Raw genomic sequence first — 19,061 nt, 5'->3', positions numbered from 1 at the left:
ATCAAAGCAGGTAATAGTCACTATCCAATAGTATCAGCTGCTCCTATAGTGAGTTTCAGAGCCTGAGAAATTGGAACCTGCCATGCGTTTACCATTCCAGAAAATGCTATCACTAGCAGTCTTAGCGACGCTAGTAGGATGCTCTGCGGGGTCTACTCTGGTGCCTCAGAATTTCGTCAGCCAGGTCGATGCTGAGACCGAGCAGCGGCGTGCTAGCTGTATGTCTCAGCACAGCACTTTCAGTCAGAGGCCACTGAATTTTTCCGCTGCAGCGCTGGAAGAGGCCTATGCCTACTGTCTCCATCGTGAGAATCTGTTTTACGCGGTTCAGCCGGAGCCAGTGGAGCCCGGGACCTGGTAAAAAGCAATACACGCTTCGGGACTGACCGGCAGCACTTCTAAGAGTATCATGTGTCCTTAATCTTTCAGGGCGCCCCCCATTATGAAAATTGGCCTGTGTCTTCCGCAGTTGGGTCCACACACAAGTGCAGCTGTTGTTTCTGACTTTGCCGTGCAGGCAGAAGCGCTGGGTTTTGATTCGCTGTGGGTCCAAGAGCACCTGTTTTATCCGCAACCAGCTTTGGGTTATGCGGGTTCCGCAGATATACCTTGGCCGCAGCCCTATGCCCAGTTACTGTCGCCGTTGGAGCTATTGTCTTTTGTTGCTGGGGTTACTGGCAGCATCGGTCTAGGCACATCTATTCTTGTGACCGCTTATCATCGGCCTCTGGCGTTGGCCAAGCAGGCTGCGACCATCGATGTTTTGTCCGGAGGTCGTTTCCAGCTCGGTCTCGGGCTGGGGTGGAGTGAGCAGGAGTACGCGTTGATGGATACGCCCTTCAGCTCGAGGGGACCGCGCTCACGTGATTTCATTCGCGCTCTTCAGGCTTGCTTGGGCCCAGACCCGGTGGCCTATGAGGGCCCCTTCTTTTCCATACCGGAATGTCTGACTAGTCCCAAGCCGGTGACTGGAAAAATACCTTTGATCAGTGGGTTTTGGTCAGAGGCGGGTCTGCGGCGTACAGCGGAGTACTGCGATGCCTGGATGCCCGCCGGACTGGATCTGGATGCTGCAGTAGGCGGTTTACGCGCAATCAACAATATGGCGCAAAGTGAGTTTGGGCGCCCACCGCTGGAACTTATATACCGCGTGTTTTGTTCGCCGCAACTGCCTGGACTGGCGCCCGTTAGTGCTGGCCCCATGCAGCCAGACTGGTGTGGTTCTATTGAAGATTTGTCGCGCCAGGTCGAACAGGCACGCGCTGCAGGAGTTTCAGAGCTGATTCTTGATACCAGCTTTTTTGCTGATAACCCTGGCCCTGAGGGTTGGCTGGCCCAGCCGGAATTTTTTGCTCCCTTGGCTGCCGTCGCCCATAATTGAGGTAACGCCGACAGCCAGCCAGGTACAATAACCGCTTAATTGCTAATAGCGGCTTCTAGCACGGCCATAGTGTTGTCAAACACGTCCGGGTCGGTAGGAGTGATAGCGGCGTTGAAATCGGTAACCCCTATCTCGCGCAAGGCCGCGAGTCGATCTGCGACTTCATTGGCGCTGCCGATCAGAGCCACATCAGCAGGTCCTTCAACCCCTTCCCGGTCCAACATTGCACGGTAAGAGGGCAGCATTCCGTACATCTTTAATGACTCGGCTACCATGGCTTTGGCTTCCGCGGGTTGTTCGGTCACTGCAACGGGCAGTCCGCAAACGATGCGGGGCGCTGCACGTCCGGCGCCTGCGGCAGCCTCACTGATAGTTGGAATAATGTGATTTTCCAAAGTGCGCGCGCCGGTCACCCAAGTAATAGTGCCGTCAGCATATTCGCCGGCTAGCTTCAACATACGCGGGCCCAGTGCAGCCACCAACAGGGGGCAGGGGGCCCCGTCTGGAACGTCTAGCGCGGCGTTTACCCGGTACTCATCGCCACTGAAGCTCACGGGCTCACCGCGTAGCAGTGGAGACAATACTTGCAAATACTCGTTCATATGCGATGCGGGGCGCGCATAAGAAAGCCCCATCATGTCTTCGATAACCAGCTTGTGGGACAAGCCGATGCCCATTGCAAAACGACCGCTGCAGGCCGCGTTGGCAGTCAGTGCCTGCTGCGCCATCGCCAATGGGTGGCGTGGGTAGCTCGGCGTAACGGCGGTGCCGAGCTCTATACGTTCGGTAGCTGCGCCAGCCAGGGCGCAGGCCATGACAGCGTCGATGCCGAAGATATTTGCAAGCCAGATGGAGTCGAAGCCGCGTGCTTCAGCCTGCTTGCTAAACTCGATGATGTCGTTGATTCCGGTTCCGGTAGCTTCTGTGGCACCGGCCATAAGACCAATTTTCATGTTGGTGTCCTTGCTGACTGTTGGCATAATGAGGCCCTGCATTCTCAGGTAGCCATGGTCACTTTGCAAGCGCACAGCATGACTGCTGGCGAGCCGAGACGCTGGTCGCGCTGAATGAAGCGTGAACCGATAAACACTTTTACCACACAAGGAATTGTTCTGATGTCTGAAGCACCCGCGTATGTGATCGCTAATTTCGATATTCATGATGCCGATGAATACCGCAAGTACGAAAAGGGTTTTTTCCCGATTCTGAAACGTCATGAAGGTGAGTTTTTTACCTACGACGACAACACTGAAACTTTCGAAGGTGCGTCACCCCGTACCGGGCGCATGGTAATGTTCAAATTTCCTTCCGCCGAGAAGGCGCAGGCCTGGTACGCAGACCCGGATTATCAGGCGTTGTCGGAGCACCGCCGCGCTGGCACGCATCTGCATTTTTTGACTATGGTGCATGGTATGCCGCCGCGCGCATGAACGCGTCCTCCGTGTCTTTTCTCCGAGGGATTTAATGCCTTTTGAGATGCCACTAGAATAGCAGCCCCATTGTTGGGGCCTCAATAATGGCGTAGTCCATAATCACGATACGGCGCACTATCTTGAACACGGTGTCACCGTCTGGCAATAAGCGGTCTTGCCGCTGACCGCTGTACAGGGTGGTGGCATGCCCGGGGCGGCTGTAGTGTAGGTGGAAATTGCTGACCACCTCCAGAGCTTCCTGTTCTGCGCGCAAGGCTTCTATGTTGCCGATAATGCGCCGCGTTCTGGCTGGTGGGTTTTCCGACCATGAGTTCATTTTGTAAGCGCGCTCTACCCGCACCGACAAGTGAATGATATTTTCTTCCCGAATCGGGCAACCCATGGATTCGGCTTGCTCCAGCTCATGCTCAATACTGAGCATTGCCTCGTTGCCGCGCTCTCGATTATCGATCTGAACATTGGAACGGGACGGCATGGTGTAGCTGATGTCCTGACTGAGCAGGGTTAGCCATTGCTGGTACTGACGGCTGTCGAGCAGTCGGGCTTCACGATAGTAGTACTGTTCCAGCTGTAGCTGCTGTTCTGTATTCAACGGGTAGGACGTTGTCATGTTCTAGCCTCCACAGCTTCAATCGCCTGCCGCCAGCGTGTGTAGAACGCGCGCCCGTAGTATTCGTTGGCAGTGGCGCTGACTAGTCCGGGTAGCTCGGGGTGCGGTTTTTCATCGCCCAGTCCAAGGCCGTAGTAATATGGGCGATCGTCGGCAAAATCAATATTGCTGCCGATATACTGTTGGGTCCAGGCTTCTGAGTCTTCTTGCTCCAGGATACCGCCGGGTCCGAAAAAAGAGCTGTAGTTGGTGCGAAGAATTTTTTTAATGTGGTCGGGGGCGTCGGCAGGAACGACTGCCCAGGACCAGTACTCGACCTGGCCGGGTCCTCGTGGATGTGACACTTTAAAGGAAGTGTTCGACCAGAGAAATGATAGGTTGGGGTAAATGCCGTAAGTCAGTCCTTTCATGCGGGCACGGATATCGCCAACCCTTTCGGCGGCGCGCGCTTGTACTTCTAGCAGGTACTCCTGAACTTCGGCACCTCCGAAAATTCCACCCATGCCTTCCAGTCCCCAGGCTATCTCGCTGGCCGCGGTCTCATCAGGCATTAGGCGAAAGGTTGCGCCGTGGCCACCCGGCTCGGTGACGCAACTGTAGCCAATCGCTTCGATCTGATCCTGAGCCTCGCGCGGTATTAGCGCGCCATGCAAAAAGGCACCATGGTTGACGTCACCGAGTTGATTCTCCATCGGCAGCTTCCAGTTGGCGTTTATCAGCCAGCGGTGCGGTGCCCCCATGAATTCAATGCCCGCTGGAAAGCGTAGGAAAAATGCGTCCAGATAAAAGCGCATATCGCCGAGATAGTCCTCTAACGATTCTACGTCCTCATTGAAGCTGCCAAAGATCATGCCGCGCCAGGATTCCACTCGTGGCACCTGTTTAAGTCCCAGCAGGCTCTTATCGGGTTTGTGGGTGACTTCGGACTCCTGCGGAATGGTCTTCAGTTCGCCAGCCACGGTATAGGACCAGTTGTGGTAGGGGCAGACAAAGCGTTTGGTGTTGCCGCTGTCGGCGCGGCATACGGGGAGCCCTCTATGGGAGCAGCTATTGATGCTGGCGTGAATTTTGTCATCAAAGCCGCGGGCGAGAATGATCGGGGTTTCACACATAAAAGCCTGCACGAAATCTCCGGGACTGCGAATCTGAGACTCATGCCCAAGGAATAGCCAAGCCTTGGCAAAGATGGCTTTTTTTTCCAGCTCGTAGATCGCCTGATCGGTCCATACCTTGCGGTTCACCCAGGCGCCATCGTCGCTGACCAAATCTTTTGCTGTAGTCATGTTTGGCACCAATATATTATCAAATATTAATAAAAATACAGTTTATCAATAGAATAGAGTAATTATCCACCGGAATTTCGCAGTTATATGTTATAAATATGATCTAATATTAATATTATTATGGTGGGTAGCTAGCATGAGTCAGTCGTTCAAAGCACCGGAGCTGCCACCAATGGCTCTAGCGACGACTATGAGTAAAGGTGAGCGGACACGGCAGCGCATCATGGACGCGGCCGAGCCACTATTTTCCCGTTATGGCTTTGAAGGTGTCAGTCTGCGTCAGATCAGTGAAGCTGCGCTATTAACTGAGCCTGCGCTGTACAATCATTTCAGAGGCAAGCAGGCGCTTTACGCTGCCGTGCTGGAGCGGGCGCTACGGCCTCTCTCTCTGGCGCTGGATGATTTTTTGGCGAACGGTGGCAGTCCTGAAACTTTGCCTGAGCGCATGACTGATTTATTGCGTGAGCATCCGCACGTTGCGGCATTGTTTCAGCAAGCGCTGCAAGGCGGCGCTGACTCTGATGGGCATCGTTTGATGCGGAAGTGGCTGGAGCATCTGCTCCAGCAGGGCTCACACAGTATGCAGGCGGTACTGGGCACCCATCATCACGACCCAGCCATGGTGGCTATCAGTGTGATCGCAATGTTCAACCTTACTGCAGGCTACTTTCAGTCGCAGGCTATATTTGATGTTCTCGCCGAGGGGGATTTAATGGCAGAGGAGAATATAGAGCGACAGAAAAGGTTCCTATCAAAAATGTTTCGCGTCTTGTTGATTGCGCTGGATTAGATCGCGGTGCAGGCTTTTAGATGGAGCATTGCTCTAAAAACTGCTGATGAAGTTGTTCAACCCGACCGTATAGCCCTGCTAGATCACCGCTATTATCGACGACCTCATCGGCTAGCTGCAGGCGTTGTTGGCGTGACATCTGCGCTGCCATAATACGCCGTACTTGAGCCTCGTCGTTGGCATCCCGCGCCATGGTGCGCTGTAGTTGCAGTTCTTCGGGCACATCGACCACCACGGTTATGGCGCAGAGGTCTTTTTGTGAAGTTTCCAGCAACAGGGGCGATGCCAGTATGGTGTAGGCAGACTGAGATTGTGCCAGCTGGCGGATGATTTCTTCTCCAATCAACGGATGCGTGAGCTGTTCCAGCCACTCGCGCTCAGCACTATCCGTAAAGACCTTTTGACGCAGCACCGCGCGGTCGAGCTGGCCATCTGCCTGCAGGATTTCAGCGCCGAAGTGTTCAGCGATCGCCGTCAGTGCCGGACGGCCCGGCTCAACGATAATGCGTGAGACGAGGTCAGCGTCGACGATCGTAATACCCAGGCTGGCAAAGTGATCAGTAGCCGCGGACTTGCCACTGCCGATACCACCTGTGACACCTACAATCAGTGTCATGTGCTGCTCTGTAGTCCGGCGATTTCCCAATACCAGGCCATGATTTCAGGGCCCCAGAGAAATGCGATCCAGCCGGCAATGGCGAGGTACGGACCAAAGGGCATGGGAATATCTTTCCCACGGCGCTGTAAAAACATCATTAGACCTCCCAATACAGCCCCTACCAATGAAGATAGCAATATGATCATTGGCAGTGCCTGCCAGCCCAGCCATGCGCCAAGTGCCGCCAGTAACTTAAAGTCGCCGTAGCCCATGCCTTCTTTGCCGGTGAGCAGGCGGAACAACCAGTACACGCTCCATAGCGACAGGTAGCCGGCAATGGCGCCGATCACGGCGTCGGGCAGGCTGGCATAGGTACCACCGATATTGAATAGCAGGCCCAGCCAAAGTAGCGGCAGGGTTATGTTGTCGGGTAGTAATTGATGGTCAATATCAATCATGGTCAGCGCTATCAGCGCCCAGGTCAGCAGTAGGGCGCCCAGCAGACCCATACTGGCACTGCCAAATTGTAATGCCAGTAACAGCGACAGTAAGCCGCAGGCAAGCTCTACCGCGGGATAGCGCATTGAAATAGCGCTATCACAATTGCTACAGCGGCCGCGTAATAGCAGCCAGCTAAGTACTGGGATGTTCTCCCAGGCGCGGATTTCGTGCTTGCAACCGGGGCAGTGAGAGTTGGGGAACGCGATATTGAATTTTCGCTCTGGCTCATCTGCAGGATTGTCCTGCTCTAAGAGCAGGTAGCATTCAGTGCGGAACTCGGATTCCATCATGACCGGTAGGCGATAAATAAGCACATTGAGAAAGCTGCCTACGCAGAGTCCTAGCAACAGCACCAGTGCTTCCAGCAGCCATGGGTGCTGGTTAATGGCAGTAATAAATTCCATATCTGAGCGTTAGACGACCGAGCCAAGCATAAATATTGGCAGGTACATAGCGACCATTAGTCCACCCACCAGAACACCTAGCACGGACATTATCATGGGTTCCATTAACGAACTGAGGCTGTCCACGGCGTTGTCTACCGCCTCTTCGTAATAGTCGGCCACTTTTTCCAGCATGTCATCCAAGGCACCTGCTTCTTCGCCAATGGATACCATCTGCAGCAGCATCGTGGGGAAAATTCCAGTCGCTAATATAGAGGTATAAAGTGGGGAGCCAGTGGTTACGTCATCGCGAATACGCTTGATGGCTTTTGCATAAACCGAGTTACCGGCTGCTCCTGCAACAGAGTCCAGTGCCTCTACCAAGGGAACACCGGCGGAAAAGGTGGTAGCGAGTGTGCGGGAAAAGCGCGCTATGACCGAGTTAAAGACGATGTCACCGAAGATTGGCATTTTTAGCATGACGCGATCGATGCCCTCAGAGAACTTTACTGAGCGTTTCATGGCCTCGCGGAAGGCGTAGACCAAGGCGATAATGCCAACCAGTATGATCAACCACCATTCCTGTGCAGCATTCGAAATATTCAGCACGAACAGGGTAAAAGCTGGCAGCTCAGAACCAAACGAAGAAAAGGTTTCAGCGAACTGCGGCACTACTTTAACCAGCAGAATACCTGTCACCACCAGAGCCACAACGACCACAGCTATAGGATAGGTCAGCGCTTTCTTGATCTTGGCTTTAAGTTGCTCTGACTTTTCTTTATAGGTGGCGACGCGGCTGAGCATGGTCTCCAGCGTTCCCGAGGTTTCTCCTGAGGCGACCAGGTTAACGAACAATTCATCAAAGTATTGAGGGTAACGGCTCAATGAAGCCGCCAGACTGGTACCCGACGCCACCTCATTCTTGATGGTGCTAATGACGTTGCGCATGCGCGCGTTGTCGGTGCCTTCGCCGACGATGTCAAAGCTCTGTACCAAGGGTACACCGGCCTTCATCATAGTGGCGAGCTGACGGGTGAAAATCGCGATATCGGAGGCAGTGATTTTTTTGCCGCCGTCTCCAAACAGAGGCTTGGACTTCTTTTTTACCGTGCGTGGTTTAATGCCCTGTTGACGCAGCTGGGCCTTGGCCATTGCCACACTGACTGACTCAATCTCGCCCTTGGAGGCATTACCGTTACGGTCAGTCCCCTGCCACTGAAACTTGCTACCTTTAGCTGCTGCTGTTGCCATAACTTAGTCCGTTGTTACCCGGTTAACTTCTGCAAGGCTGGTCTCGCCAGAGGCTGCCTTACGGAGAGCTGACATGCGCAGGTCATTGAAGCCTTCTTTGCGTGCCTGCTTGTCAATATCAATAGAGTTACCTTCTTCCATGATAATACGTGCCAGCGCTGGTGTAACGCGTACTACTTCATAGATACCCACTCGACCTTTGTAGCCGGAAGTACACTTGGGACAGCCCACGGGTTGCATTAAAGTTGCAGATTCAAGCATTTCCTCAGTGAAACCTTCCTTGAGCAGAGTTTCATGCGGTACATCGATAGGTTCGGCACATTCTTTGCACAGACGCCGCGCCAAACGCTGGGCAATGATCAAGTTCACAGAGGTTGCCAGGTTAAACGACGGTACGCCCATGTTCAGCATACGAGTAATCGTTTCGGCCGCGCTGTTGGTGTGCAGAGTCGACATAACCATGTGACCTGTCTGTGCCGCCTTGATCGCAATCTCGGCAGTTTCCAGGTCACGTATTTCTCCCACCATGATGATGTCCGGATCCTGACGCAGAAATGAGCGCAGCGCCATGGCAAAGTTGAGGCCTACTTTGTTGTTTACGTGGCACTGATTAATACCGTCCAGGTTAATCTCCACGGGGTCTTCCGCAGTGGAAATATTACGTTCCGGGGTGTTGAGAATATTGAGGCCGGTGTAAAGCGACACCGTCTTACCGGAACCGGTTGGACCGGTTACCAGAATCATACCCTGCGGTTGCTCCAGTGCCTGCATATAGAGATCTTTCTGTTCCGGTTCATAGCCGAGCATATCGATGCCCATTTGGGCGCTGGATGGGTCGAGAATCCGCAGTACAATTTTTTCACCAAACAGCAGCGGCAGGGTATTCACCCGAAAATCGATAGCGCGGTTTTTGGAAAGCTTCATCTTGATACGGCCATCCTGTGGCACGCGTCGCTCAGAAATATCCATCTGTGACATCACTTTAAGTCGCGCTGCCAGTCTCCCCGCCAGATTATTGGGTGGTCGTGCCATTTCCTCGAGAATGCCGTCGGTGCGAAACCGAATACGGTAGGACTTCTCGTAAGGCTCAAAATGTATGTCTGACGCACCCGCCTTGATGGCATCGATCAGCACTTTGTTAACAAAACGGACAATAGGCGTCTCGTCGAGCTCAGCGCCATCATCGTCGGAGTTATCGTCGGTCCCGCCTTCTATATCAAGGTCTTCGAGACTAGCGTCATCCAGATCATCGAGGCCGGTGCTCAATGAATCGTTTTCTTCAATCCAGTCATTGATGAGCTCATTAAGAGCTTCTTCATGAACTAGTATCGCTTCTGTATTAAAGCCGGTGTGAAACTTGATCTCATCCAGTGCCACCAGATTGGTGGGGTCAGAGACGGCTATATAGAGACGGCTGCCACGTTTGAATAACGGTAGCGCATGATGCTTCGCGATCAGACTTGGCGCCACCAGTTCGCGAGGCAGCAGCTCACTGTTGAAAGCGCTGATGTCGAGCAGGGGAACTCCAAACTCTTCTGACGCCATTTCCGCGAGTTTGTGGCTGTTAATGAGCTCTTGATCTACCAGCAGTTTTACAAAGGGGACTTTTTCTCGTGAGGCCGTGGACTGAGTTTCGTGGGCGACTTCCTCATCGAGTAATCCATCGGCTACCAGGCGTCCGGCCAGGCCACTTAACTGAGTTGGCGTTTTGTTTGTCATTCTTGGGCCCTGTGTATTGCTTGGCGCATGGCGTTTGGTATTTTCGCAATTGATTGACAGCAGTATAGCCATCAAGTCATCGCGCTTATAGTACGGATATAATGAAAGTCGATATGTGTCACAACATATTTGCGCAACAGACCTTTTGTGACCACGAGTGACGTAGATTGTCACTGTCTGACGCCTGAGTGGCCCACAAAAGTGTCCTCTGAAATACTATTCGAAAATAAAATTAAACCATAAGATATTGATTTTAAACGATATTAAAAATAATAAATGGCATAGTTCCGTTGTTGGCACGGTGCCTGCATTAGTCTTATTCAGCTGGACTGGCTTGCTGCCGAATTCCGGCAGGACCGGAACAAGTGGCCGGCACCACAACTTAATAGTACTAACGGAGATACAAAATGAAAAATACTAACCAAAAAGGTTTTACACTGATCGAACTGATGATCGTTATCGCTATCGTGGGCATTCTGGCCGCGGTCGCACTGCCTGCTTATCAGGACTATACAGTGCGTGCGAAGCTGTCTGAAGCCATTATGACTATGGGCGAAGCCAAAACTAATGTGAGCGAGTACTTTATCGCGAACGACGCAATTCCTACGACTCCTGCACAAGCTGGCGTGCGCAGCAACATTGATACTGACGTTGTTGCTTCGGTTATCTACACCACTGGCCTGATCACTTTGCAGATCAAAGATGTGGGCGGAACTACTGCTGACGACCAGACTATGCTGCTGTCTAACACTAGCACCAGAGGCGGCACCATGCAGTGGGTTTGCAAGCCTGGCACTATCGAAGCCAAGTACTTGCCTGCTAACTGCCGCGGTTAATACTCGCTAAGCAGAAGAACCCGGGCTTGCCCGGGTTTTTTTTTGCCTTCATTTTTGCCTTCATCTTTGTCTGCAGTCGCTATAATCTGTGCACCTTCATAGTCCTGTCGAGTAACTCTATGCCCGCTGTCCCACTAGTCCGCCACTGGATAGTCCTGTTGCTGATGTGTGCGGCTGCCTATTGGCTGGGTCTGGGCAGCGCTTTCTTATTTGATTCCGGTCCGGCTATCGCTAAAAATTCGGCATTGGTGTTCGACTCGGGCAACTTTATACAGTGGTATAACGCCCTGTTCAGCTCTGCCAGTGGACCCACCGGTCGGCCTCTGAGTATGCTCAGCTTTGCGTTGAATACGCAGATGTCAGGAGAGTTGTCTGCATGGGCTATGAAGTTCACTAATCTGTTGCTGCATGGTGGAATGGCACTGCTGGCTTATCAGTTGATCCGTCGCTTGCTGATACTTTCACCACAGATTGATATTGATGAGCAGCGCGCCAGTTGGCTTGCGGCAACCGCCGCCGCGCTTTGGCTACTGCACCCTCTGCAAGTTTCTACGGTGCTGTATGCGGTGCAACGGATGGAGCAGCTGGCTGCTTTGGCGACCCTGGCAGCGCTGCTGGTTTACGTCTCCTATCGACCGCGTTGGCTGCAACGGGCGCCAACAGCATCCGAACTTTCAGCCTGTTTATTTGGCCTCGTGTTGAGCCTGACGGTGGGCATACTCTGTAAGGAGGATGCCATCTTGATGATACCGCTGGTGCTCTTGGTCGAACTGGTCTTTTTCGACGGACAGGTTGCGGGGCGCCGGTATGCACTTATCCCGGCTATCTGTGCGCTAGCGGTATTCTCGCCGCTGCTGTTAATGGCGACAGTGGTCTGGTGGCAGCCCGACTTTATTTTACGTGGTTATTGGACCCGCGATTTCAATCTTGAGGAGCGTTTGCTGACTCAGGCAAGAGTACTGTGGAGTTATCTCGGTTGGACGTTGGTGCCCGATATTCGCCCGCTGGCGCTGCATCATGACGATGTGCTGGTGTCGCGGGGATGGTGGCAGCCCTATACCACCGCACTGGCCGTGGGTGGATGGCTTGCTGCCATCGGCGTAGCGGTATTTTGGCGTCACCGTTGGCCGTTGCTGAGTTTTGCCCTAGGCTGGTATTTGTTGTTGCACAGTCTGGAGGCCAATGTGCTGCCGCTAGAGTTGGCCTGGGAGCATCGCAACTATCTTCCGTCGTTGGGCGTTTGCCTGTTGGTGGCATGGGTAATTTGGTCGCTGCTGCCCTTGTCAGTGCTGCGTCAGCGTCTGCTGATCAGTGGCCTGTTGGTGCTGGTGCTGGGGCTCCAGCTATTTAATCGCGCCAGCCTCTGGGGGGACGAGGAGGTGATGGCGGCCTACCACCTGCACCATCATCCGCAATCTCTGCGCAGTAGCTATCACTATGCCAACCTGCAATTGCGGCTGGCTGAATCCGCCACTGCGAAGTCAGAGCAGCAACGGCGGCTGGTGTTGGCGCGTCAGGGCTATATCACCATGTTGGAACTCGATGCAGGCAGCTTCACCGCACTGACTACCTTGTTGTATCTCGATAGCCGATACTTCGGCCCACAAGAAGACGGTGACTGGGTGAGGCAGTTGACCGAGGCAGCCGCAACGCGGAGCTTGAACAACAATGATCACGCTGCGCTGGGCCTGCTAATGAAGTGTATCTCAGAGGGTCAATGCGATATCAGTGACGAGTCCTACATTGGCATCATGCAGACCTTGATTGCGCGCTATCCGCAGCGGCCCCACTATTTGCATAATCTGGCGGCCTTTTACGGCAATGTGAAAATGGATTATCCGCAGGCGCTGGCTCTGCATGCTCGCCTGCTGGATTCCTTTCCGAACAATCTGGACGCGTGGGATGGTATGGCCGCCTGGTATAACCGCAGTGGCGAGTTAGGTCAGGCGTTAGAGGCATTGCGCGCCAGTTTGGCTGCGGATGCCGGACCGCAGCGCGTACGCCATGTGATTACCAGCTTTGCCGAGGAGGCGCCATGAGCAGTCGCGCTGCCGCCGCGCTACCGGCTCTACTGTTCGCGCTGCTGGCGGTGGCGTGCCTATGGCTCTATTGGCCCGGCACCTCAGGCCCCTCGGTGCTGGATGATGGCTCTAATCTGCGAGCTTTGGATAATCTGGAGGAGAGCCGGGAGTTTCTCCCTGATGTGGTGCGCAGCAATGCTTCGGGCCCGTTGGGGCGGCCGTTGTCGATGTTGGTTTTCAGTCTCGAGAAAATCTATATCGATGCCGGTGTTGCAGGCACCAAGCGTTTCAATTTGGTGCTACACCTGTTTATGGCAGCGCTGGTAGCACTGTTCGCCCGCGACGTCCTGCGTTGTCTGCACTATCCGCGCGCTGCTGCATTGGCGGTACTGGTAGCCGGTCTGTGGTTATTAACCCCGCTATTTATCAGCACAGTGCTTTACACCATACAACGCATGGCGCAACTGTCAGCGCTATTGTCTTTGTTGGCAGTGTGGAGCTACCTGCGCGCGCGGCTCAGTACCGGAAATGGCTGGCTAGGTTGGGGTGCACTGTCCCTCTTGTCGATGGTGGCAGCGCCCCTGGCCAAAGAAAACGGTTTGTTGGCATTGCCGTTGATTATGTTTAGCGAATGGTGCTTATTGCACTACCGGGGTAGGGCTGGCCGTCAGGTGCGCTGGGTTCATACGCTACTATTGGCGTTTGGGGTGGTGAGCGTGGGGGCGGTCTTGATATGGCGACCGGAACTCGTACTGGGGGGGTATAGCGGTCGAGATTTTAGCCGCGGGGAACGGCTGCTGACAGAAGGCCGCGTGGTCTGGTTTTACGTTGCTCAGCTACTCTGGGCAGACCCTCAGGGTCTGGGTTTGTACCAGGATGGCTGGCCGGTATCACGCGGTTGGTTGCAGCCTTGGGTAACTCTGCCGGCGCTAGTGGGTTGGCTGCTGGTACTGGCGCTGGTGTTTGTAATGAGGCGTGATCGGCGCTGGCGTCCGATGGCCTTCGGCTTCGGGTTCTTTGTCACTGCCCACAGTATGGAGTCTACTATCTTCCCGCTGGAGTTGGTGTTCGAGCATCGCAACTACCTACCGGCGGTGGGACTGTTCATAGCACTGGTGGCGGCTCTGGCCGGACTCTGGCAACGCTGGCCCTGGTTGCGTAGCTGGTTACTGGCGGCCCTGCTGTTGATGCTGATGCGTAATGCCTTATTGCTTGGCAGTGAAGTGCAAATCTGGTCCAACGAATTTGTGCTCAATGCGGTGTCGCTCAACCGCTTTCCAGATTCCGCGCGTGCCAACGCAGAAATGGCGCGGGTACTAGGTCAGGCTGGTGCAATAGACGAGGCCGTGGTGATGCTGGATCGATCTGCAGAGCTCAATGGCACGGGTAACAGTTTGCAGCATAGTTTGCGCGGTATCTCTTTGTACTGCTTTGGTGAGCAAGCTATTCCGGCGGCGGTGATTGCGGGTCTCAGCGCAACCGCGCAAGATTTTCGCATTGATGCGACCAGTAATACGATGACATTGCTGGTTAACCGGATTCTCGATGGCGGCTGCGCGGCGACTGATTTCCCGCTGCTGGCAGATCGTTTGGCGGAACTGCTTAAGGTATCAGATCCGCGTTTTGTTGCCCCCACTATCTATGTCAGCCTGGCGATATTGGAAAATTATTTGCAGCGCTATCCGCAGGCGCTGGAGCATATTAATGGGCTGCTGGGTCGCTCGCCCGGTAATATTCGCGCGCTAATGATGAAGTTATACTTTACCTCGGTGCTCGGTCAGGGTGCCGAGCACCAGCGGGTGGCTGAGGAATTGCAGCAATTACAGGCTCAGGGCTTGTTGAATCGTCAGCAACACTATAATTTGGAGCTGTTCACTCAACCCGTTAACCAGCCCGCCGCTATAGCGCCGGGGGAATGAAATTTATGTCTTCTCTCTCAATTGTAATTCCAGCAAAAAATGAAGCTGATGGTCTGCGTAAAGTGCTGCCAGATTTGGTGGCGCGCCATCCGGAGGCTGAAATTATTGTGGTTAATGACGGCTCTACTGATAGCACCAGCGAGGTCTGTCGCGAGTTTCAGGTAACTGAGGTGGTGCACCCTTATAGCAAGGGCAATGGTGCTGCTATCAAGAGTGGCGCACGGGCAGCGAGCGGCGAGTTGATGGTTTTTATGGACGGCGATGGCCAGCATGATCCTGCCGATATTGAGCGCCTGCTGGCTAAAGTTGATGAGGGTTTTGATCTGGTGGTCGGTGCCCGTAGTGGTGTAGGTTCGCAGGCGAGCGTAGCTCGTTGGTCTGCCAATACACTGTATAACAAGCTTGCGAGCAGCATGGTCGGCCACCATATTGCTGACCTCACATCCGGCTTTCGTGCGGTGCGCCGGCACTTGTTTATGGAGTTCCTGTATTTGCTGCCAAACGGGTTTTCGTATCCGACTACCAGCACCATGGCTTTTTTTCGCGCCGGTTATTCTGTTGCTTTCGTGCCGATTGAGGTTGCCAACCGCATTGGTACCAGCCACATCAATTTGCTGCGCGATGGCGTCAGGTTCTTTCTGATTATTTTCAAGATTGGCACGCTCTATTCGCCCTTGAAGATATTTTTCCCACTGTCTATTGTGCTAGGGCTACTGGGGAGCTTTAATTACCTATACACCTATCTGGTAGATGCACGCTTTACCAACATGAGTGCGATGATGTTTCTTGCGGCAATAATAGTGTTCCTTATAGGGTTGGTATCAGAGCAGATTACCAACCTGATGTATAAGGACGTCTAGGCCGCTAGTGAGGCGGCCTGGAGTGGCGTCTCAGGGTGTTTCAACCTTGCGCGCGGCTTGCTTTAAGCTCCCGGCGCCGCCGATGCAGCACTGGCTCAGTGTAGCCGCTGGGCTGATCACAGCCCGCAAACACTAATTCACACGCAGCCTGGAAGGCGATGCTGCCCTCCAAGTCCGTAGCCATGGGTTGGTATTCGGGGTCATGGGCATTCTGTGCGTCAACCACAGCTGCCATACGCGCCATGGTTTCGCGGACCTGTTCCTCTGAACAAACGCCGTGGCGTAGCCAGTTAGCGATATGTTGGCTTGAAATTCGCAAAGTGGCGCGATCTTCCATCAGGCCCACGTTGTTGATATCCGGTACTTTTGAGCAGCCAACGCCGTGGTCAATCCAGCGCACCACATAACCCAGAATACCCTGCGCATTGTTGTCCAGCTCGCGCGTAATCGCCTCCTCGCTGAGTGCCGGTCCACGGTGCAGCGGTATAGTCAGGATATCGCTGAGGGCCGCTTGCTCACGCAGCTTGATCGACTGCTGACGCTCGCGCACGTCCACCTGATGATAATGCATGACGTGCAGCGTCGCGGCTGTGGGCGATGGTACCCAGGCCGTATTGGCGCCGGCTTCCGGGTGAGCGATTTTTTGTTCCATCATTGCTGCCATTAAGTCTGGCATGGCCCACATGCCCTTGCCAATCTGGGCTTTGCCCTGCAGGCCGCACTGCAGGCCGGTATCTACATTCCAGTCCTCATAGGCACTGATCCAGGGCTGTTGTTTCATGTCGCCCTTGGGTGTCATGGCGCCGGCCTCCATGGAGGTATGAATCTCGTCACCGGTACGATCGAGGAAGCCCGTGTTGATGAAAACTATGCGCTCTGCCGCTACCTTGATGCACTGTTTCAGATTTACAGTAGTGCGTCGCTCTTCATCCATAATGCCGAGTTTGATGGTGTTGGCGCTGAGTCCAAGCATTGTCTCGATGCGGGCAAACAGTTCACAGGTGAAAGCGACTTCCTCGGGGCCGTGCATCTTCGGCTTAACAATATAGATGCTGCCGGTCTGTGAATTACCCTGCTGGCGCTTAACGCACAAATCATGCAGTGCCATGGTGCTGGTAAACACGGCATCCAGGATGCCTTCTGGTACTTCTTCGCCATTGCTGTCCAGAATGGCATCATTGGTCATTAAGTGGCCAACGTTGCGCACGAACATCAAGCTGCGTCCTGGCAGACTGAAACCGTCGCCATTCGGGTCAAGGTAGCTGCGATCAGGATTCAGGGTGCGCTGCATCGACTTGCCGCCCTTGCTGAAGTTCTCGCTCAAGTCGCCCTTCATTAAACCCAACCAGTTGCGGTAGACCACGACTTTGTCGGCGGCATCCACTGCGGCGACAGAGTCCTCGCAGTCTTGAATAGTGGTAATCGCTGACTCCAGCAACAAATCCTTGATGCCGGCGCCATCGGTGCTGCCGATAGGGCTGGTAGCGTCGATTTGAATCTCAATATGCAGGCGATTATTTTTCAGCAGCACGGCGGAGGGGGCGTCTGGCGCGCCGTTGTAGCCACGCAGGCGTTCGGGGTTTGCCAGGCCGGTGTTGGAGCCATCTTGTAGGGTAACCTGCAGGGCGCCGCCGACAATGGCGTAGTGCGTGCTGTCGCTGTGGCTGCCCTGCTTCAGCGGCGCCGCGCCATCAAGGAAGTGACGGGCGTAGGCAATAACTTTGTCACCGCGCACTGGATTATAGCCGCCGGCGCGTTCGGCGCCGCTGTCTTCGCTGATAACGTCGGTTCCGTAGAGCGCGTCATAGAGGCTTCCCCAGCGTGCATTGGCGGCATTAAGCGCATAGCGTGCATTCATAACCGGTACCACCAATTGTGGACCGGCAACTTCGGCTACCTCGGGGTCGACGTTGGCGGTGGTAATTGAAAAGTCTTCCGCCTGCGGCAATAGGTAACCGATATCGGTCAGGAACTGCTGATAGGCGTCGCGGTCATAGTCGGCGCCCGGGTGGTCACGATGCCACTCATCGATTTGCTGCTGCAGCTGATCGCGCTGCGCTAACAGGTCACGGTTACGCGGCATTAGGTCGCCAAGAATAGTTTCCAGTCCCGCCCAGAAGGGCTCGGACTTGATGCTGATGCCGGGCAGAACTTCGTCTTCCACTAGCTGGAACAACTCGGCGGCAATCTGCAGGCCGCCCTTGGTAATCCTATGGCTCATGATGATACCTCTGCCTGGTCACACTGATGTGAGCGGTCTATACCGCAAGGCCAGATACTATAAAGGAGGGGGTATAATTCCCCTAATTTATCGTTTTTATCATCACTATTCGGTTGCTGAATGTTGGTCGGCAGTGGATCAGTGTTCCCAGCTGATTTCACGCCCAGTCTCGACAATCAGTTTTCTCAGCCAGCGGTTGGCCGGATTGTGTTGCAATAGCGGGCTCCAAGCCATTTTTAGCTCCAGTGGTGCGATATCAATGGGCGGCGTTTTGATAACCAGCTTAGGGTTATTGACCTGCAGTTGTGCTGCCAGAGTTGGCAGTGTAACCACCAGGTCGTTCTGCTCTGCCAGAATCATGGCGGCTTGATAGTGTCTGGTGAAAACTGCAATCTGGCGTTTCTTGCCCAGTTTGTTGAGTGCTACATCGACCCAGCCGAGGCGCTGCACATCGGCCGGGTCCACTCCAACCCCAACGCCCATGCCAGTTTTGCTGACCCAGACGTGCTGGGCTTTGAGATAGTTTTCCAGGGTAAAGCTTTTCAGCAAGGGATTGTCTGCGCTGAGCAGGCAGGAAAACGTGTCGTTCCAGACGGTGATCTGGTGGAAAGACTGGGGCATGCTGTCAAAGCGATTGATGACCATGTCTATTTTGCCGCGCTCCACATCAAGGAAACTGACATCACTGGGAGTCATGATATCCAGAATAACCCCGGGCGCCTGTGATCTGAGTTTTCCCAATAGCGCCGGTAACAGCGTCGACTCGGCGTAGTCACTGGCCATAATTCGGAATACGCGCTCGGTATTGGCGCTATCGAATTCAGCGATGGGTTGTACCGCACGGTCAACTTTCTCGAGAATATCGCGAACTTGCGGTTCCAGCTCCAACGCTCTTTCCGTGGGTGTCATGCCGTCGCTGGTGCGCACCAGCAAGGGGTCGTCGAACAAAACGCGCAAGCGCCGTAAACCGTTGCTCATGGCAGGTTGACTCAGGTTCAGCGTATTGGCGGCCTGAGTAACGTTGCGCTCCCGCAGTAGGGCGTCCAAATAGACCAGAAGGTTGAGGTCGACGCGGTTTATATTCATGCTGTGAATGCTTTGGGTTATGGGTATAGATGGGGAAAATTATCACGTGCGACGCTCTGGTGCAATGCGATGCAGTGGGTCGGTTGTGGATTGTTTCTGTTGATTATCAGTTATGTGTGTTGACGGGAGTGGCGGTGCAGGGGGGCAAAACGGTAAACTCTCGCTGCAG

The 19,061-nt window shown here is 54.1% G+C and carries 17 protein-coding genes; 8 read left to right on the top strand and 9 right to left on the bottom strand.

Annotated features, from left to right (window positions below; genetic code table 11):
- Nucleotides 1-82 precede the first annotated feature (82 nt).
- Both EYC98_RS16165 and EYC98_RS16160 read left to right on the top strand, forming a co-directional pair.
- Nucleotides 83-361: a hypothetical protein gene (locus tag EYC98_RS16165; protein ID WP_279246414.1), complete on the top strand. Its 279-nt coding sequence runs from the start codon at nt 83-85 to the stop codon at nt 359-361.
- Between the two features lie 81 nt (nt 362-442).
- The gene (locus tag EYC98_RS16160; RefSeq protein ID WP_279246413.1) at nt 443-1,381 is read left to right on the top strand and encodes a TIGR03619 family F420-dependent LLM class oxidoreductase; all 939 of its coding nucleotides are present in this window, start codon (nt 443-445) and stop codon (nt 1,379-1,381) included.
- A gap of 35 nt (nt 1,382-1,416) precedes the next feature.
- On the opposite strand, the gene EYC98_RS16155 is transcribed toward EYC98_RS16160, so the two are convergent.
- A complete protein-coding gene (locus tag EYC98_RS16155) occupies nt 1,417-2,334 on the bottom strand; it encodes a TIGR03564 family F420-dependent LLM class oxidoreductase (protein WP_279246412.1) in 918 nt (305 codons plus the stop codon).
- A 162-nt stretch (nt 2,335-2,496) separates the two neighbouring features.
- Here EYC98_RS16155 and EYC98_RS16150 point away from each other — a divergent pair, with 162 nt between their 5' ends.
- A complete protein-coding gene (locus EYC98_RS16150) occupies nt 2,497-2,811 on the top strand; it encodes a DUF1330 domain-containing protein (protein WP_279246411.1) in 315 nt (104 codons plus the stop codon).
- A gap of 52 nt (nt 2,812-2,863) precedes the next feature.
- On the opposite strand, the gene EYC98_RS16145 is transcribed toward EYC98_RS16150, so the two are convergent.
- Together EYC98_RS16145 and EYC98_RS16140 are read right to left on the bottom strand one after the other, a co-directional pair.
- Complete coding sequence (locus EYC98_RS16145; protein WP_279246410.1) at nt 2,864-3,424, bottom strand: aromatic-ring-hydroxylating dioxygenase subunit beta; 561 nt, start codon at nt 3,422-3,424, stop codon at nt 2,864-2,866.
- The gene (locus tag EYC98_RS16140) at nt 3,421-4,707 is read right to left on the bottom strand and encodes an aromatic ring-hydroxylating oxygenase subunit alpha (RefSeq protein ID WP_279246409.1); all 1,287 of its coding nucleotides are present in this window, start codon (nt 4,705-4,707) and stop codon (nt 3,421-3,423) included. The genes EYC98_RS16145 and EYC98_RS16140 overlap by 4 nt, the downstream gene beginning before the upstream one ends.
- Nucleotides 4,708-4,843: 136 nt before the next feature.
- Here EYC98_RS16140 and EYC98_RS16135 point away from each other — a divergent pair, with 136 nt between their 5' ends.
- Nucleotides 4,844-5,497 (top strand): TetR/AcrR family transcriptional regulator, encoded by a 654-nt coding sequence (locus tag EYC98_RS16135; RefSeq protein ID WP_279246408.1) that lies wholly within the window; start codon nt 4,844-4,846, stop codon nt 5,495-5,497.
- A 16-nt stretch (nt 5,498-5,513) separates the two neighbouring features.
- Here the strand turns inward: EYC98_RS16135 and coaE are convergent, their stop codons facing one another.
- Genes coaE through pilB form a run of 4 tightly spaced genes read right to left on the bottom strand, consistent with a single transcriptional unit; the run spans nt 5,514 to nt 9,949 of the window.
- Nucleotides 5,514-6,113, bottom strand: a complete 600-nt coding sequence (gene coaE, locus EYC98_RS16130) for a dephospho-CoA kinase (RefSeq protein WP_279246407.1) — start codon at nt 6,111-6,113, stop codon at nt 5,514-5,516.
- Nucleotides 6,110-7,000 carry a prepilin peptidase gene (locus EYC98_RS16125; RefSeq protein ID WP_279246406.1) on the bottom strand — a complete coding sequence of 297 codons (891 nt, stop codon included), beginning with the start codon at nt 6,998-7,000 and terminating at the stop codon, nt 6,110-6,112. Before EYC98_RS16125 ends, coaE begins: the two co-directional genes overlap by 4 nt.
- Nucleotides 7,001-7,009: 9 nt before the next feature.
- On the bottom strand, nt 7,010-8,230 hold the full coding sequence (locus tag EYC98_RS16120) for a type II secretion system F family protein (protein ID WP_279246405.1): 1,221 nt from the start codon (nt 8,228-8,230) through the stop codon (nt 7,010-7,012).
- A gap of 3 nt (nt 8,231-8,233) precedes the next feature.
- On the bottom strand, nt 8,234-9,949 hold the full coding sequence (gene pilB / locus EYC98_RS16115; RefSeq protein ID WP_279246404.1) for a type IV-A pilus assembly ATPase PilB: 1,716 nt from the start codon (nt 9,947-9,949) through the stop codon (nt 8,234-8,236).
- Between the two features lie 407 nt (nt 9,950-10,356).
- Here pilB and EYC98_RS16110 point away from each other — a divergent pair, with 407 nt between their 5' ends.
- The 4 genes from EYC98_RS16110 to EYC98_RS16095 all read left to right on the top strand — a co-directional run bounded on the left by EYC98_RS16110 (nt 10,357) and on the right by EYC98_RS16095 (nt 15,585).
- Nucleotides 10,357-10,785 (top strand): pilin, encoded by a 429-nt coding sequence (locus tag EYC98_RS16110; protein WP_279246403.1) that lies wholly within the window; start codon nt 10,357-10,359, stop codon nt 10,783-10,785.
- Between the two features lie 119 nt (nt 10,786-10,904).
- Nucleotides 10,905-12,824, top strand: coding sequence for a tetratricopeptide repeat protein (locus EYC98_RS16105; RefSeq protein WP_279246402.1), 1,920 nt, complete (start codon nt 10,905-10,907; stop codon nt 12,822-12,824).
- Nucleotides 12,821-14,725, top strand: coding sequence for a hypothetical protein (locus EYC98_RS16100; RefSeq protein ID WP_279246401.1), 1,905 nt, complete (start codon nt 12,821-12,823; stop codon nt 14,723-14,725). The genes EYC98_RS16105 and EYC98_RS16100 overlap by 4 nt, the downstream gene beginning before the upstream one ends.
- Before the next feature lie 5 nt (nt 14,726-14,730).
- Nucleotides 14,731-15,585 (top strand): glycosyltransferase family 2 protein, encoded by an 855-nt coding sequence (locus EYC98_RS16095; RefSeq protein ID WP_279246400.1) that lies wholly within the window; start codon nt 14,731-14,733, stop codon nt 15,583-15,585.
- A 40-nt stretch (nt 15,586-15,625) separates the two neighbouring features.
- Here EYC98_RS16095 and EYC98_RS16090 read toward each other — a convergent pair whose 3' ends face one another.
- Nucleotides 15,626-17,806, bottom strand: a complete 2,181-nt coding sequence (locus EYC98_RS16090) for a malate synthase G (RefSeq protein ID WP_279246399.1) — start codon at nt 17,804-17,806, stop codon at nt 15,626-15,628.
- A 138-nt stretch (nt 17,807-17,944) separates the two neighbouring features.
- Nucleotides 17,945-18,892 (bottom strand): LysR family transcriptional regulator, encoded by a 948-nt coding sequence (locus tag EYC98_RS16085; protein WP_279246398.1) that lies wholly within the window; start codon nt 18,890-18,892, stop codon nt 17,945-17,947.
- Between the last annotated feature and the right edge of the window lie 169 nt (nt 18,893-19,061).

Origin of the sequence: Candidatus Litorirhabdus singularis (assembly GCF_026262625.1) — a bacterium.
Taxonomy (GTDB): domain Bacteria; phylum Pseudomonadota; class Gammaproteobacteria; order Pseudomonadales; family Halieaceae; genus Litorirhabdus; species Litorirhabdus singularis.
The sequence above is the reverse complement of the archived record's forward strand: the minus strand, read 5'-3'. Positions and strand labels throughout refer to the sequence as shown.